The following is a 13,937-nucleotide window of genomic DNA, read 5'->3' on the forward strand; positions in this document are numbered from 1 at the left end:
GACGCCGACGAAGAAATAGCCGGCATAGAGCAGGATACGGCTGGTCTGGATCGGCAGCGGAAAGAGGAACGGGTCGAGCCAGGCTGAATCGCCGAAAATCAGGCGCAGCGGCAGGTAGACGACAACCGAGAACGCCAGAAACGCAGCAAACGCCACAGCCGGCCTGTCGCGCAACGCGAAGAGGAGACGGCCGAGCGCTTCGATCGTCTGCGGCGCGGCCCACCATATCGCCGCCGCGATCGCATCCAGCGCCAACAGCACCCAGAGAAACCACGCCGGCCCCGAGGGCCACGGCCCGATCGTCAGTGTATGCCACCAGAAATGCAAGAAATTGAAATCCGTCGTCCCCGGCAGATGGTAACGCAGGAAGCTCGGGTAGTACGCCAGCGGCATCAGCACGAAGACCGAGACGAGATACGGGATTCCCAGCCGCCAGGCGCGATGGCCAAGGTAGTTCCACGATCCGCGCCGCATCAGGCTGCCGCGGACGAACAGCCCGGAGACCAGGAACATGCAGGCCATGAAGAAGCTGTCGTTGAACAGCACGACCAGGTCGAAGCCGAGCCAGCGCATCCGGTCGCCCGTCCCGAAATACGTGTAGTTGACCACGGAGTGATGCAGCAGCACGAGCAGCGTGATGCAGGTTCGCGCCCGGTCGAGCGCCGTGACGCGCGCCGGCGTCAGCACGGACTGATCAGCGGGGTCGGTCTTTTTCAGCATCGATGTCCTTCGATCAGGGCTCGAACGCGCCGTAGATGATCTTCTTGATCGCGGTGATCACGGGCATCCGCCCGGAGGGGGAATCCTGCATCACCACGAAGAACATGTCTTCGCGGCGATCGACCACAATGTAGACGCCGCTGGCGCTGTCCCATTTGATTTCGCCGAGCGAGCCGGGCGGCACGGGCACCGTGACGCCGGGATCGGTGCGGATGGCGAAGCCGTAGCCATAGCCAAAGCCGTCGCCGGGATAATAATAAACATTGCGGGCGACGCCGGTTCCCGGACCGATATGATCGGTCGTCATCGCCGCGAACGCCGCCGGGCTGAGATAGGTCCTGCCGTCCAGGCTGCCGCCATTCAGCAGCATCTGGCCGTAGCGCGCGAAATCGTCGATCGTCGACACCATGCCGCCGCCGCCCGACTCCCATCGCGTCAATTCGAGCGCGGTGCGCTCGACATGGACGTCGCGCGGCAGCGGCCTGGCATAGCGCACCTGCTCGGCGGGATCTGTCAGGAAGAATTTGGTCTCGGTCATGCCGAGCGGATCCAGCAGATTCTGCTTCTCGAACCGATAGAGCGATTGCCCGGAGGCAACCTCGATGACGCGGCCGAGAACGTCGGTCGAATGGCCATAATCCCACAGGGTGCCCGGTTGTTCGGCGAGCGGCACCTTGGCGATCCGCTCGGCAAACCCCGCATTGTCGAAATCGCCGAGATAGATGCCGGCGTAGGCTGCCTTGACCAGCCCCTGCCCGTAGAAGCCATAGGTGATGCCCGAGGTCTGCAGCAGCAGATCCTCGATCGTGATCGGCCTCTGCAAAGGCACCAGGTCGAGGACCGGTCTGCCGCTCTCGTCGCTGCGCTCGACGCCGACCTTCTGGCTGGCGAACGACGGAATATATTTGCTGACGGGATCGGCAAGCGCAACCTTGCCGCGATCAACCAGCATCATCGCCGCAACGCTGGTGATGGTCTTGGTCACCGAATGGATTGGAAAGATCGCATCCCTCGTCATCGGGATCGCCTTGTCGCGGTCGCGGGTACCGAACCATTTGAAGTAGACCGGCTTGCCGTGCTGCTGGACCAGCACGATGGCACCGGGAATCCGGCCCGCGGCGATCTCGCCATTGAGAAAAACGTCGATCGCCGCAAGCTTGGCGGCCGACAGCTCCGCACCTGGCGGCGGCCCGAACGGCACGCCATCGGCGGTGGCCCGGTCGGCTGCGATCGCGGCGGCAAACACCGCGAGCAAGGCGATGGCGATGCGCTTCATGACGAAACTACGTTACGGCATCGCCCCGGGCCGATCCAGATGGCGCGGTCATCCCCTCACGAATAGGGACTGATCAAATTTTGTTGTTCGTCAGAATGCTGCACAGAAGATCAATGAAGGCCCGAACATTTGCCGAAGGGTTTCGCCAAGAGATTTCGCCGGAAGATGGCGGCGATGTGGAAGCACCGGGTTCATGGAAAATTCGACCTGACCGGTATTCCGGCAACAGCCGGGCCAGCCGGCCGGAATAGCTCACGCAATATTTCATCACTCCACAGCGCGATCGACCGGACCGACGCCTTGCGGCGCGGCTGGGCCGCCATAGGTCGAGTGGCGCAGAAGCAGGCCTTCATCCTGGCCTTCGGTGAGGCCTTCCATCCGCCCGGTGCCGCGCTGATCATTGCCCTCGCCGCGTCTCTGCTCTTGAAGAGACCCCAATGGCTCGCTCAGACGGAGCGCATCGGAGACCAAACCGAAGAGGAGAACGAGTATGAAACCCCGCATGAACTTTTATCACGCCGCGCCCGACACCGTAAAAGCGCTGAGCGCGTTGGAAGCGCAGGTCCAAGGTTCCGGCCTCGAGCAGTCCCTGATCGAGTTGGTCAAGACACGGGCGTCCCAGATCAATGGCTGCGCCTTCTGCATCAACATGCACACCGAAGACGCTCGCAAGCACGGCGAGACCGAGCAGCGGCTTTATCTGTTGGATGCCTGGCGTGAGACGCCGCTCTATACCGACCGCGAGCGCGCAGCGCTGGCCTGGACCGAGGCGGTAACGCGGATTTCGGAAACGCATGCGCCAGATGATCTTTATGACGAGGTTCGCAGGCATTTCTCGGAAGCCGAAACTGTCAACCTCACCATGCTGATTGCAACCATCAATGCCTGGAACCGGCTCGCGATTTCCTTCCGCGCGGTGCCTCCAGTGAAGGCCAAGGCGGCAACGGCGGCCGCCTAGACCTAGACCGCCGTCGCCTTGGCGAACTCGACATAGATTTCGCGCAGACGGTTGGTCATCGGGCCCGGCTTGCCGCCAGCGACCGTCTTGCCGTCGATCGACACCACCGACTGCACGAACACGGTGGCGCTGGTGATGAAGGCCTCCTTCGCGGCCAGGGCTTCCTCGACCGAGAACGCCCGCTCTTCGACGCGGAGCTGGCGCTCCTCGGCCAGCGCCACCACCGCCTTGCGGGTGCAGCCCGGCAGGATCTCGCTGCCATTGTGCCGCGTCACCAGCACGTCATCCTGGGTCAGGATGAAAGCCGACGAGGAGCCGCCCTCGGTCACCTTGCCGTCCTCGATCATCCAGGCTTCGCCGGCGCCGGCTTCGGCCGCGGCCTGCTTGGCCAGCACTTGCGCGAGCAGCGCCACGCTCTTGATGTCGCGCCGCGCCCAGCGGATGTCGGGCACGGTGATGACGGCAATGCCGGTCTTGGCGGACGGCGCGTTGACGATGTCCTTCACCGCGGTGAACAGGATCAGGGTCGGCTTGACGTCCTTCGGGAAAGCAAAATCGCGCCCCGTATCCGCGCCGCGCGTCACTTCGAGATAGACCATGCCGTTGACCAGATTGTTGCGGGCGACCAGCTCCTGCTGGATCTCCTGGATGCGCTCGATCGTCTCGGGCAATTTCAGCGAGATTTCGCCGACCGAGCGCTCGAGCCGCGCCAAGTGCGAGGCGTTGTCGATCAGCTTGCCGTCGAGAACCGCCGCGACCTCGTAGATGCCGTCGGCGAACAGGAATCCGCGGTCGAGGATCGAGACCTTGGCGTCAGCAAGGGGCACGAACGAACCGTTGACATAGGCGATCTGGTCCAAGCGAGTTCTCCTGTGGACATGCGAAGCGGTGACGCGCACCGTATACGGGAATTGTTAATATGGATAAACCCCGCACGGCGTCATATGGACAGTGCCGCCGTCACAGGGACAGTCGCTCCAGCCGCCATTTTGGGCACGCGACGCGTGAACCTGGAATCTCCAGATTGCCCGATGCGCCATTGCTCATCTGAGATTCGCCTCTTCGGGGCGCCCCGGAATGACGGCGGTGGTTGATGGCACCAATCGATGGAGGGCCGGCATTCAATGTGACAATATCTTCGATAAAAACTTCTGTGCGCGGTCGCTGCGGGGCTTGCCGAAGAAGTCGGTCTTCAATGCGTCCTCGACGATCTCGCCATGGTCCATGAAGATCACGCGATGCGCGACCTTGCTGGCGAAGCCCATTTCGTGAGTCACCACCATCATGGTCATGCCGTCGCGCGCAAGATCGACCATCACATCCAGCACCTCGCTGATCATCTCGGGGTCGAGCGCCGAGGTCGGTTCGTCGAACAGCATCGCGATCGGGTCCATCGCGAGCGCGCGCGCAATCGCCACCCGCTGCTGCTGGCCGCCGGACAGCTCGGCCGGGTATTTGCGGGCGTGGTCCTGCAGCCCGACGCGCTCCAATAGCTTGGTGGCCTTGGCGAGCGCCGCATCGTGGCCGCGGCGCAGCACTTTTTCCTGCGCCAAACACAGATTGTCGATGATCCGCAAATGCGGAAACAATTCGAAATGCTGGAACACCATGCCGACCCGGGCGCGCAGCTTCGGCAGATTGGTCCGGGGATCATTGACCTTGATGCCGTCGACGATGATCTCACCGCGCTGGAACGGCTCCAGCGCATTGACGCATTTGATCAGGGTCGACTTGCCCGAGCCGGACGGTCCGCACACCACGACCACCTCGCCCTTGGCGACCGAGGTGCTGCAATCCCTGAGCGCCTGAAAGCTCGGTCCGTACCATTTGTCGACATGGCTGATCTCGATCATGCGGCCCGCTATCTAGAGCATTTTCCGGAAAGGTGGACACCGGCTTTCCGCAAGAAAATGCGACCAATAAAAAACAACTGGAGTGTTTTCCGATTAATCGGAAAACGCTCTAGCGGACGATGGCGATGCGTGCCTGCAGGCGGCGGACGCCAAAGGACGCAAGGCTGGACATCAGGAAATAGACGACGGCAGCGAACAGATACATTTCGACCAGCCGGCCGTCGCGCTGCGCCACGATGCTTGCCGCACCCAAAAAGTCGGTGATCGACACCACATAGACCAGCGAGGTATCCTGAAACAGCGCAATCGTCTGGGTCAACAGCACCGGCAGCATGTTGCGGAACGCCTGCGGCAGCTCGACGTAACGCATGGTCTGGCCATAGCTGAGGCCGAGCGCCTGCGCGGCGGCGGGTTGTCCCTTCGAGATCGACTGGATGCCGGCGCGCATGATCTCCGAGAAATACGCCGCCTCGAACAGCGTGAACGTGATCAGCGAGGAGGCAAACGCGCCGACCGGCATCGGCCGCGAGGCGCCCGTCAGCCACTGCCCGATATAGGGCACCAGGAAGTAGAACCAGAAGATCACGAGCACCAGCGGCAAGGATCGCATCAGGTCGACATAGAGCCCGGCGGCGCGGCCGAGCAGCCGGTATCCCGACAATCGCATCAGGGCGATCAACGTGCCGAACACCACGCCGCCGAGCGCGGCCAACGCCGTCAGCGTCAGCGTGAATCGCATGCCGTCGAGGAACAGATAGCCGAGCGAGCGGCGGATGACATCGAAATCGAAATTGCTGAACATCGCTGCGGCTCATTTCCCGGTGATGTAGCCCGGGACCGCCACGCTGCGCTCGATCACGCGCATCAGGGTGACGACCACGATGTTGATCAGAAAATACATCACGGTCGCCGCAGTGTAGGCCTCGAATACCTGAAAGGAAAACTCCTGCATCGAGCGTGCCGCGCCGGTCAATTCGATCAGGCCGATGGTGATGGCGACCGACGTATTCTTGATGGTGTTGAGAAATTCGGACGTCAGTGGCGGCAGGATGATCCGGAATGCCATCGGCAACAGCACATGGCGGTAGACCTGCGCCGTGGTCAGGCCAAGCGCCGTTGCGGCCAGTTTCTGGCCGCGCGGCAGCGAATTGATGCCGGAACGGGTTTGCTCGGCGACACGCGCCGACATGAACAGCCCGATCCCGATCGCCGCCGTATAGAACGGCGCGTGCGGCATCTGCTTCATCCAGAGCCCCCACGCCTGCGGCAGCAGTTCCGGCAGAACGAAGAACCAGATGAACAGCTGCACCAGCAGCGGCATGTTGCGGAAGAACTCGACATAGGCGAAGCCGGCCCAGGATGCCGTCTTCGACGGCAGCGTACGCAGCACGCCGACCACCGATCCGAGAACGAATGCAATCGCCCAGGCACAAAGCGCGGTCTCGATGGTCAGCAGCAGTCCCGACAACAGCATATCGAGATAGGTGCCGTTGCCGTCGGGGGACGGCTCGAGAAAAATGTGCCAGTTCCAATGATAGTTCACGGGACGGTGCCGCCGGCGCGCCTCACATGGCCTTGTAGGAGGCCGGATCCGGCGAATCCGACGGATGAGCGAATTCGTACTTCAATGCCGGTGCGATCGGCGTGTTGAGGTTCAGGCCCTTCGGCGGGATCTTCTGCATGAACCATTTGTCATAGAGCTTCTGGCCCTCGCCGCTGGTATAGAGCGCCGCGGTCGCGGCATCGACCAGCTTCTTGAAGGCCGGATCGTCCTTGCGCAGCATGATGCCGTAGGGCTCGGGCGTGGAGAACTCGTCCTTGGAGATGACATACGCGCTTGGGTCCTTCGATCCGGCGACGAGGCTAGCGAGCAGGATGTCGTCCATCACGAAGGCCGCGGCGCGGTCGGTCTCCACCATCAGGAACGCCTCGGCGTGGTCCTTGGCCGGAATGACGGTGATGCCGAGATTGCGCGCGGCGTTGGCCTCGGTGAGCTGCTTGATGTTGGTGGTTCCTGAGGTCGAGACCACCGGCTTGCCCTTGAGGTCATCGATCATGGTCAGCTTATTGACCTTCTTCGAGACGAAGCGGCTCGCGGTCAGGAAATGCGTATTGGTGAAGGCAACCTGCTTCTCGCGCTCTGCGTTGTTGGTGGTCGAGCCGCATTCGAGATCGATGGTGCCGTTGGCGAGCAGCGGGATGCGGGTCGAGGAGGTCACCGGATTGAGCTTGACCTCGAGCTTGTCGAGCTTGAGCTCCTTCTTCACGGCGTCGACGATCTTGTAGCAGATGTCCATGGCGAAGCCGACCGGCTTCTGGTTGTCGTCGAGATAGGAGAACGGGATCGAGGAGTCGCGGAAGCCGAGCGTGATGGCACCGGTCTCCTTGATGGTCTTCAGCGTCCCGGTGAGCTCCTCGGCACGGACCGAGCCTGCACAGAACATGGCGGCGAGCGCGAGGCCCCAGAGATGCGATTGCTTCATTCGTCCTCTCCCGATTGGATGATGGCCCGGAAATGCTTGCATAAACCGGGCCGAAAAAGAATGCGGCTTTCGGCGGCATTTTGACCGATCTACGGCCACGACCGCGACATGAAGCAGGCCGGGTCGGCTTCGGCCGCGTCACGCCCCGAAAGAATCCGCCCCCTCGTCCGGATCGCGATCAGCGCGGCGAGACTCATGACGCCAATCACGGTGAGGTAGTAGCCGGGAGCGAGATCACCGATCAGCGCAAAGGTGCCGAGCCAGGTGATGGTCGCCGGCGCCATGCCGCCGAACAGGGTCACGCCGATATTGTAGCTGAGGCCCAGGCCGGTGGCGCGGGTTGCCGGCGGGAACAATTCCGACATCAGCGCCGCGAGCGGCCCGAAATAGATCGTCTTCAGCACGGCGAGGTAGACCACGGCGAGCAAGATCACCGCCGGGACCGGCGTCCGCGTCAATACCGTGAAGGCCGGAAACGCCGAGACCAGGATCAGGAGGCCGACCGCGATCATGTGCGTGGTGCGCCCGATGCGGTCCGAGACGTTGCCCCATGCGCTCAGGCCGGCCGTCGTCATCCATACCGTGAGGCCGACGCCGAATGCCGACGACAGCACCCGGCCGAGCCCTTGGTTGGCGAATTGCCAGCTCGCGACAAAACCGCGCCGGTGTGGCATATGCTCGACCAGAAAGGCGGTCGAGCTGCGGAATTCGGCGCCGGCCGAAAATCCCTGGACCAGACGCGCGGCAAGAACGCCGATTGGCGCCAAGAGCCCGATCGTCTCATAGCTCGGCATGATGGCGATGGCGAGCGTGCCGACCGTCATCAGCACGATCGACACCATCAGCGAGGCCTTGCGGCCCTGGCCGTCGGCGTAGGCGCCGAGCAGAACGCCGCCGATCGGGCGCACCAGGAATGCCAGGCCGAAGGTGCCGAAGGTCAGGAGTTACAGCGGACGCGGCAGCTCGCCGAGATCCCAGAACAGGCCGGCCATGATGCCGAGCGCCTGTTCGGTGACGTTGAGCAAAATATGTTCATCCGGCGCGTGCTGTGAGCAGCCGGGATAGGAATGCGGCACCCAGATCGTCGGCAGGCCCAGTCCTTCTGAAAACACGTCATTGGGCAGCGAACCGCCGAAATTCGGCAGCACCGCGGGCGGCTTGCCGGTGGTCTGCCGGATCGATTGCGCCGCCCAGTCGATCCAGGGGCTGTCGAAATCGGTCCGTGAGGCAACAAAGCTTTGTGTCGCGCTGACCTCGATCATGGGGAAACCCTTCGCTTCGAGATGCGTCCGCACGGCGTCGACGACGGCCTCGTATTTGGTCCCGACCACGAAGCGAAGCTGCAGCACGGCTCGCGCCCGGCCCGGAATGGCGTTGGCCGGCTTGTCGATGTTGCCGGCCGAGATCGCCAGCACTTCCAGCGTGTTCCAGGCGTAGAGCCGCTCGGCGGCGGACAGGCCCTGCTCGCCCCAATTCTCCGACAGCGCCGGCTCCTCGGCCATCGGCTTGATCTCGACATCGGCCAGGAAGGCCTTGATCTGATTGGTCAGAAGCGGCGGCTTCAATTGATCCAGCAGCAGGCGGCCATGGCCGTCGACCAGCGTCGCGATCGCATTCGCGAGAATGGTCGCGGGATTGGCCAGCACGCCGCCCCAATTGCCGGAATGATGGCCTCCCTCGCGCAGGTTCACATCGAGATGGATGCGGATGCCGCCGCGACAGCCCAAGAATACGGTCGGCCGGTCCGCGGCCAGCCGTGGCCCGTCGGAGCCGATGAACAGATCGGCCTTCAGCTCGTCGCGCAGGGATCGGCAGACCGCGCCGAGATCAGGCGAGCCGGTCTCCTCGCCCATCTCGAGGACGAATTTGGCATTGAAGCCGAACTTGCCGCCGCGCGCCTCGCGAACCGCGCGCAGCGCCGCCATGTTGATGCTGTGCTGGCCCTTGTTGTCGGCAGTGCCGCGGCCATAGACGCGGTTGCCGACCGTCGTCGTTCGCCAGGGATCCAGCCCGTCGCGCCATTCGCCAGCCATGCCGTCGACGACATCGCCGTGGCCATACATCAGGACGGTCGGCGCCGACGGGTTTTCGTGATGTTCGGCCACGAGAAACGGTGTCTTGCCGCTCGGCGATTCGACCAGCCTGGAGGTGAAATCGAGCACAGACAACGCCGGCTTCATCTCCTCTTCCAGATAGGCGCGCAAGACATCGCGCCGTTCGGCGTTCAGGCTTTCCGTGCGATAGGCCACCCGGCGATCGAGGTCCTTCAGGAAATCGCCGGATTGGATGTGCTGATGGGCCCGTTCGATAGCGTCGGCTCTGCTCATGTTTTCCCATTGCGTCGCGAAATCTGTGACGGCAGCCTATCGGGATATCGGCACGGCTGGAAGTGGCCGGCGCTCGGCGAATTGAGCTTGCCAAGCTCGGCTGGAATGCAGCAATTTGCAGCTGTTTTCCTCCGGCACCCACACGCCATCATGACCAAACAAATCCGGCTCAACGCCTTCGCCATGAACTGCGTGGCGCACCAGTCGCCAGGGCTGTGGACCCACCCGCGCGACCGCACTGCCGAGTACAACCGGCTGCCGTACTGGATCGATCTCGCCAAAACGCTGGAGCGCGGCCGCTTCGACGGCCTGTTTCTGGCCGACGTGCTCGGGGTCTATGACGTCTATGGCAACAGCCCCGATGCGGCGCTTCGCAACGCGACGCAGACGCCGGCGAATGAGCCGTTGCTGCTGATTTCAGCGATGGCCGCGGTCACAAAGCATCTCGGTTTCGGCGTCACCAGCAATCTGTCGTTCGAGCCGCCCTACACTTTTGCCAGGAGGATGTCGACGCTCGACCATCTGACCGAGGGACGGATCGGCTGGAACGTGGTGACCGGCTATCTCGACAGCGCCGCCCGCGGCTCGGGCAAGGACAGGCAGACCGCGCATGACGACCGCTACGACATCGCGGACGAATATATGGAGGTGGTCTACAAGCTCTGGGAAGGCAGCTGGGAGGATGATGCGGCGATGCGCGACCGCGCGCGCGGCGTCTTCACCGACCCGGCGAAAGTGCATCGCGTCGTCCATGAGGGCAGGAACTACCGCCTCAATGCCATCCATCTGAGCGAGCCATCGCCACAACGCACGCCGGTGCTCTATCAGGCCGGCACCTCGCCGCGCGGACGGCAATTCGCCGCTCAGCACGCCGAGTGCGTGTTCATGTCGGGACCATCGGCAAAAGTGATCGCGCCGCGGGTGGCGGCGATCCGCAAGCTCGCCGGGGAACTCGGGCGCAACCCCGCCGAGATCCTGATGTTCAGCATGATGACGGTGGTCCTTGGCCGGACGGAAACGGAAGCCAAAGCGAAATATGACGACTATCGCCGCCACATCAGCCCCGAGGGCGCGCTGGCGCTGATGTCGGGCTGGACCGGCGTCGATTTCTCGACCTATGCACTGGACCAGCAGGTCCGCCACGTCCAGAACGATGCCGGCCGCTCCGCGATGGACAACATCACCCGCGCCGATCCGGACCGGGTCTGGACCGTACGCGAGGTCGCCGAACATGTCGGCATCGGCGGCATCGGACCCGTCATCGTCGGCACCCCCGAGAAAGTCGCCGACGAGATCGAGGCCTGGTTCGAAGCGACCGACGTCGACGGGCTGAACATGCCGTTTGCGGTGTCGCCTGGCGATTTCGAGGATGTCAGCGACATGCTGGTGCCGGAACTGACCCGGCGCGGACGGTACAAGGCCGACTATAGCGCCGGCACGCTGCGCGAAAAACTGTTCGGGGCGGGACATGCACGGCTCGGGATACCGCATCCGGCCGCGCAGTATCGGCCGGTCGTGGCCGCGAAGGCGAAGTAGGCACGCCTCCGTCATTGCCGCGCTCGACCCGCCTGCGGGGCCGGAGCCCCTTCGGCGAGGCGAAGGCCCGGCAATCCATCAAACGTCGTAAAGTTATTCTTTGGATCGATGGATGCGCTGCTCGAACTCGCGCCTGACGGGCTACCTCAAACCCTCCCGCCACCATGCCGGCTATTGACGGCGGCTATTTCATATGTCAGGTATTTATTACACATGAATAAAGAGAGCCGAATGCGACGGGGCGACAAAATGCTGGCAATGCTATCGGCGCTCGCCAACCCACACCGGCTGCGGATCGTCGCCACGCTGCATGCCGGCGGACGCAATTATGTCAGCCGGCTGGCGCGCGAGATCGGCATCAGCCGTCCGCTGCTCCATCTGCACTTGCAGAAGCTGGAGGATGCCGGACTGGTTTCCAGCAAGCTCGAGCTCTCGGACGACGGAAAAGCGCTCAACTATTTCGCCGCGACGGATTTCGCCATCGACCTCAGACCTGCGACCATCGTCGAAGCCGTCAAGACGTTAACATCCCAACACGCCAAACCCGAGTAAACGGAGACCACCAATGACTGCCCATTCCACCGTGTTTTTCGTCCTGACAGTGCTCATGCTAGTGACGGTCGTACTCGTCTTCGGCATGAAATACTTTTCCGCCGCGCGACAGACCAAAGCATTGGCCGACAACCAGAACGCCTATCGGAATCTCGCTGAGGTCGCCGCGAGCGCACAGTCGGCCAGCGCCGCAGCGTTGTCAGCCCTGCAGTCGGATTTTGCCCAGATGAAATCTCGGCTGGCATCGATCGAGAAGGTATTGAGCGAGGTCTGATGATCTGGCATGCATCGGGGCGCATTTGGTGCGCCAGGGAATGACCGGCAGCCTCAAACGGAGCCGTCCACCATTACCTCGATCAGCTTCGGACCTGGGCGATTGAACGCGTCCGACAGTTTCGACTTCAACTCGCCGGCGTCGCTGATCGTGATCGCCTCCAGCCCGAGCGAAGTGGCGATGCCGGCGAAATCGACCTTCGGGTCTGCGAAATCCATGCCGACATAATGATCGTCGCCATGGAAGGCCAATAGCCGCTGCTTGATGATGCGGTAGCCGCCATTGTTGGCGATGACCACGTTGAGCGGCAGCTTGTGATGCGCTGCGGTCCACAGCGCCTGGATAGAATACATCGCGCTGCCATCGCCGGAAAAACACACCACCGGCCGATGCGGATTCGCCAGACTGACGCCGACCGAGGCCGGCAGGCCCCAACCGATGCCGCCAGAGGCGAGCGCGTGGTAGCCATAACGGTCGCGATGCGGCCGCAGCGCGAGAAGCTGCCGCCCGGAGGTCAACCCTTCATCGACCAGGATGGCGTTGTCGGGCATCGCCTCGACCACCCGCAGCGAGAGGACGTCCGGATCGATCGGCGATTTCGCGCCAGCCTTGCCGATCTGTTCGATCAGCGCTGTCCGCTTCGCCGTCCAGTTCTTCGCCGCCAGTTCGGCGATGCCCTGCCTGGCGCGCGCCTCCAGCGCGGCGCCGCCGGCGGCCTTCAACGCCGGCACCAGCGCGCGGAGCGTCTCCTTCACATCGGCCTTCAGCGCGATCTCCGCGCCATAATTCTTGGCGAGGTCCCAATCGACCAGGCCGATCTGGATCATCGACAATCCCTCGGGCATCGGATCGACCTCGCTGTAGACCGACATCCGCAGCGGATCGGCGCCGAGCACGATCATCAGATCGAAAGGCGACAGCAGTTCGCGCACCTGCTGCTGCAGCCGCGACAGCGCGCCCATGAAGCACGGGCTTTCCGACAGGAAATGCGCGCCGTAAGGCGTCGAGCACTGGTATGCGGGCGCGCCGAGCGTTGCGGCCAACGCGGCGGCCTCCTGCAGCGCGTCGCTCTTGACGATCTCGTCGCCGGCGACGATCACCGGACGCTGCGCCTTCAGGATGCGCAGGGTCAACGCCTGCAGCGCCTCGTCCGAGGGTTTCACCCGGGTATCGACGCGCGTCGAACGGCCGAGCTCGATGCCGGCCTCGGCATTGAGGATGTCGCCCGGCAGCGAGATGAACACCGGCCCGGTCGGCGGCGTGGTCGCGATCTTGGCGGCGCGGCGCACGATGCGCGGCAGATCCTCCAGCCGCGTCACCTCGACTGCCCATTTCACCAGCGGCTCGGCCATCTGCACGAGCGGCCCATACAGCACGGGCTCCATCAGCCCGTGGCCCTGCTCCTGCTGCCCGGCGGTCAGGATCATCGGGGTGCCCGTGAACTTTGCGTTGTAGAGCGAGCCCATCGCGTTGCCGAGGCCGGGCGCGACATGGACGTTGCAGGCCACCAGCCGCCCCGAGGCGCGGCTGAAACCGTCGGCGATCGCGACCACCAGGCTTTCCTGCATCGCCATCACATAGGTGAGATCGGGATGGTCCTTCAGCGCATGCATGATCGGCAGTTCGGTGGTGCCGGGATTGCCGAACAGATGGGTGATACCCTCGTCCTTGAGCAGCGCAAGGAATGCCGAACGCCCGGTAATACGATTCTTCATGTTTCCTCCTCGGTCCGCGGTCCGTTGATCCGCAGGGGTGCGCACCTGACCAAACTTGGCGGAGCGAGGCAATGGAGCACGGTCATGGCTGCGTTGCCGCCAGCAAATCGCGGACCCTAGCAGCCTGTCGGACTTATTCCTTATTCCCATCATCCGCCTAATCGGTCTCATCCGCCGTCGTGGGCGGCTCAAACGGTGCTGAGGGCGAACATCCGCTTGATGTTCCACGCCATGGTGACCAAG

At 63.3% G+C, this 13,937-nt stretch carries 15 protein-coding genes; 4 read left to right on the forward strand and 11 right to left on the reverse strand.

What is annotated here, in order from left to right; genetic code table 11:
• The 3 genes from WCB02_RS39475 to WCB02_RS39485 form a co-directional block, all read right to left on the reverse strand.
• A partial coding sequence (locus tag WCB02_RS39475) for an acyltransferase family protein (RefSeq protein WP_423967820.1) occupies nt 1–720 on the reverse strand: 720 nt, incomplete at its 3' end.
• Between the two features lie 13 nt (nt 721–733).
• Nucleotides 734–1,996: a serine hydrolase domain-containing protein gene (locus WCB02_RS39480; protein ID WP_423967822.1), complete on the reverse strand. Its 1,263-nt coding sequence runs from the start codon at nt 1,994–1,996 to the stop codon at nt 734–736.
• A 267-nt stretch (nt 1,997–2,263) separates the two neighbouring features.
• Complete coding sequence (locus WCB02_RS39485) at nt 2,264–2,434, reverse strand: hypothetical protein (RefSeq protein WP_423967824.1); 171 nt, start codon at nt 2,432–2,434, stop codon at nt 2,264–2,266.
• 52 nt (nt 2,435–2,486) lie between these two features.
• Here WCB02_RS39485 and WCB02_RS39490 point away from each other — a divergent pair, with 52 nt between their 5' ends.
• Complete coding sequence (locus WCB02_RS39490) at nt 2,487–2,954, forward strand: carboxymuconolactone decarboxylase family protein (RefSeq protein WP_423967827.1); 468 nt, start codon at nt 2,487–2,489, stop codon at nt 2,952–2,954.
• A 2-nt stretch (nt 2,955–2,956) separates the two neighbouring features.
• Here the strand turns inward: WCB02_RS39490 and WCB02_RS39495 are convergent, their stop codons facing one another.
• The 7 genes from WCB02_RS39495 to WCB02_RS39525 form a co-directional block, all read right to left on the reverse strand.
• Nucleotides 2,957–3,814, reverse strand: coding sequence for a D-amino-acid transaminase (locus WCB02_RS39495; protein ID WP_423967829.1), 858 nt, complete (start codon nt 3,812–3,814; stop codon nt 2,957–2,959).
• Nucleotides 3,815–4,075: 261 nt separating this feature from the next.
• Nucleotides 4,076–4,807: an amino acid ABC transporter ATP-binding protein gene (locus tag WCB02_RS39500; protein ID WP_423967831.1), complete on the reverse strand. Its 732-nt coding sequence runs from the start codon at nt 4,805–4,807 to the stop codon at nt 4,076–4,078.
• 109 nt (nt 4,808–4,916) lie between these two features.
• Nucleotides 4,917–5,609, reverse strand: a complete 693-nt coding sequence (locus WCB02_RS39505) for an amino acid ABC transporter permease (RefSeq protein WP_423967833.1) — start codon at nt 5,607–5,609, stop codon at nt 4,917–4,919.
• Nucleotides 5,610–5,618: 9 nt separating this feature from the next.
• Nucleotides 5,619–6,350, reverse strand: coding sequence for an amino acid ABC transporter permease (locus tag WCB02_RS39510; RefSeq protein WP_423967835.1), 732 nt, complete (start codon nt 6,348–6,350; stop codon nt 5,619–5,621).
• Nucleotides 6,351–6,372: 22 nt separating this feature from the next.
• On the reverse strand, nt 6,373–7,290 hold the full coding sequence (locus WCB02_RS39515) for an amino acid ABC transporter substrate-binding protein (RefSeq protein WP_423967838.1): 918 nt from the start codon (nt 7,288–7,290) through the stop codon (nt 6,373–6,375).
• A gap of 89 nt (nt 7,291–7,379) precedes the next feature.
• Nucleotides 7,380–8,231: an MFS transporter gene (locus tag WCB02_RS39520; protein ID WP_423967851.1), complete on the reverse strand. Its 852-nt coding sequence runs from the start codon at nt 8,229–8,231 to the stop codon at nt 7,380–7,382.
• Between the two features lie 3 nt (nt 8,232–8,234).
• Nucleotides 8,235–9,617 (reverse strand): M20 family metallopeptidase, encoded by a 1,383-nt coding sequence (locus tag WCB02_RS39525; protein ID WP_423967840.1) that lies wholly within the window; start codon nt 9,615–9,617, stop codon nt 8,235–8,237.
• A gap of 150 nt (nt 9,618–9,767) precedes the next feature.
• On the opposite strand from WCB02_RS39525, the gene WCB02_RS39530 reads away from it, so the two are divergent.
• From WCB02_RS39530 to WCB02_RS39540, 3 genes are all read left to right on the forward strand, one after another.
• Entirely contained in the window at nt 9,768–11,153 is a 1,386-nt protein-coding gene (locus WCB02_RS39530; RefSeq protein WP_423967842.1) for an LLM class flavin-dependent oxidoreductase, read from the forward strand.
• Between the two features lie 249 nt (nt 11,154–11,402).
• Complete coding sequence (locus WCB02_RS39535; RefSeq protein ID WP_423967844.1) at nt 11,403–11,705, forward strand: ArsR/SmtB family transcription factor; 303 nt, start codon at nt 11,403–11,405, stop codon at nt 11,703–11,705.
• Nucleotides 11,706–11,718: 13 nt separating this feature from the next.
• Nucleotides 11,719–11,979, forward strand: a complete 261-nt coding sequence (locus WCB02_RS39540) for a hypothetical protein (RefSeq protein WP_423967847.1) — start codon at nt 11,719–11,721, stop codon at nt 11,977–11,979.
• 53 nt (nt 11,980–12,032) lie between these two features.
• Here WCB02_RS39540 and WCB02_RS39545 read toward each other — a convergent pair whose 3' ends face one another.
• A complete protein-coding gene (locus WCB02_RS39545) occupies nt 12,033–13,694 on the reverse strand; it encodes a thiamine pyrophosphate-binding protein (RefSeq protein WP_423967849.1) in 1,662 nt (553 codons plus the stop codon).
• Nucleotides 13,695–13,937 lie beyond the last annotated feature (243 nt).

Origin of the sequence: Bradyrhizobium sp. (genome assembly GCF_049581145.1) — a bacterium.
GTDB lineage: Bacteria > Pseudomonadota > Alphaproteobacteria > Rhizobiales > Xanthobacteraceae > Bradyrhizobium.

Excerpts from the sequence above, each read along its gene's own strand:
- WCB02_RS39480 (WP_423967822.1), bottom strand. The coding sequence starts at position 1,996 with ATGAAGCGCATCGCCATCGCCTTGCTCGCGGTGTTTGCCGCCGCGATC.
- WCB02_RS39490 (WP_423967827.1), top strand. The coding sequence starts at position 2,487 with ATGAAACCCCGCATGAACTTTTATCACGCCGCGCCCGACACCGTAAAA.
- WCB02_RS39500 (WP_423967831.1), bottom strand. The coding sequence starts at position 4,807 with ATGATCGAGATCAGCCATGTCGACAAATGGTACGGACCGAGCTTTCAG.
- WCB02_RS39505 (WP_423967833.1), bottom strand. The coding sequence starts at position 5,609 with ATGTTCAGCAATTTCGATTTCGATGTCATCCGCCGCTCGCTCGGCTAT.
- WCB02_RS39515 (WP_423967838.1), bottom strand. The coding sequence starts at position 7,290 with ATGAAGCAATCGCATCTCTGGGGCCTCGCGCTCGCCGCCATGTTCTGT.
- WCB02_RS39525 (WP_423967840.1), bottom strand. The coding sequence starts at position 9,617 with ATGAGCAGAGCCGACGCTATCGAACGGGCCCATCAGCACATCCAATCC.
- WCB02_RS39530 (WP_423967842.1), top strand. The coding sequence starts at position 9,768 with ATGACCAAACAAATCCGGCTCAACGCCTTCGCCATGAACTGCGTGGCG.
- WCB02_RS39535 (WP_423967844.1), top strand. The coding sequence starts at position 11,403 with ATGCTGGCAATGCTATCGGCGCTCGCCAACCCACACCGGCTGCGGATC.
- WCB02_RS39540 (WP_423967847.1), top strand. The coding sequence starts at position 11,719 with ATGACTGCCCATTCCACCGTGTTTTTCGTCCTGACAGTGCTCATGCTA.
- WCB02_RS39545 (WP_423967849.1), bottom strand. The coding sequence starts at position 13,694 with ATGAAGAATCGTATTACCGGGCGTTCGGCATTCCTTGCGCTGCTCAAG.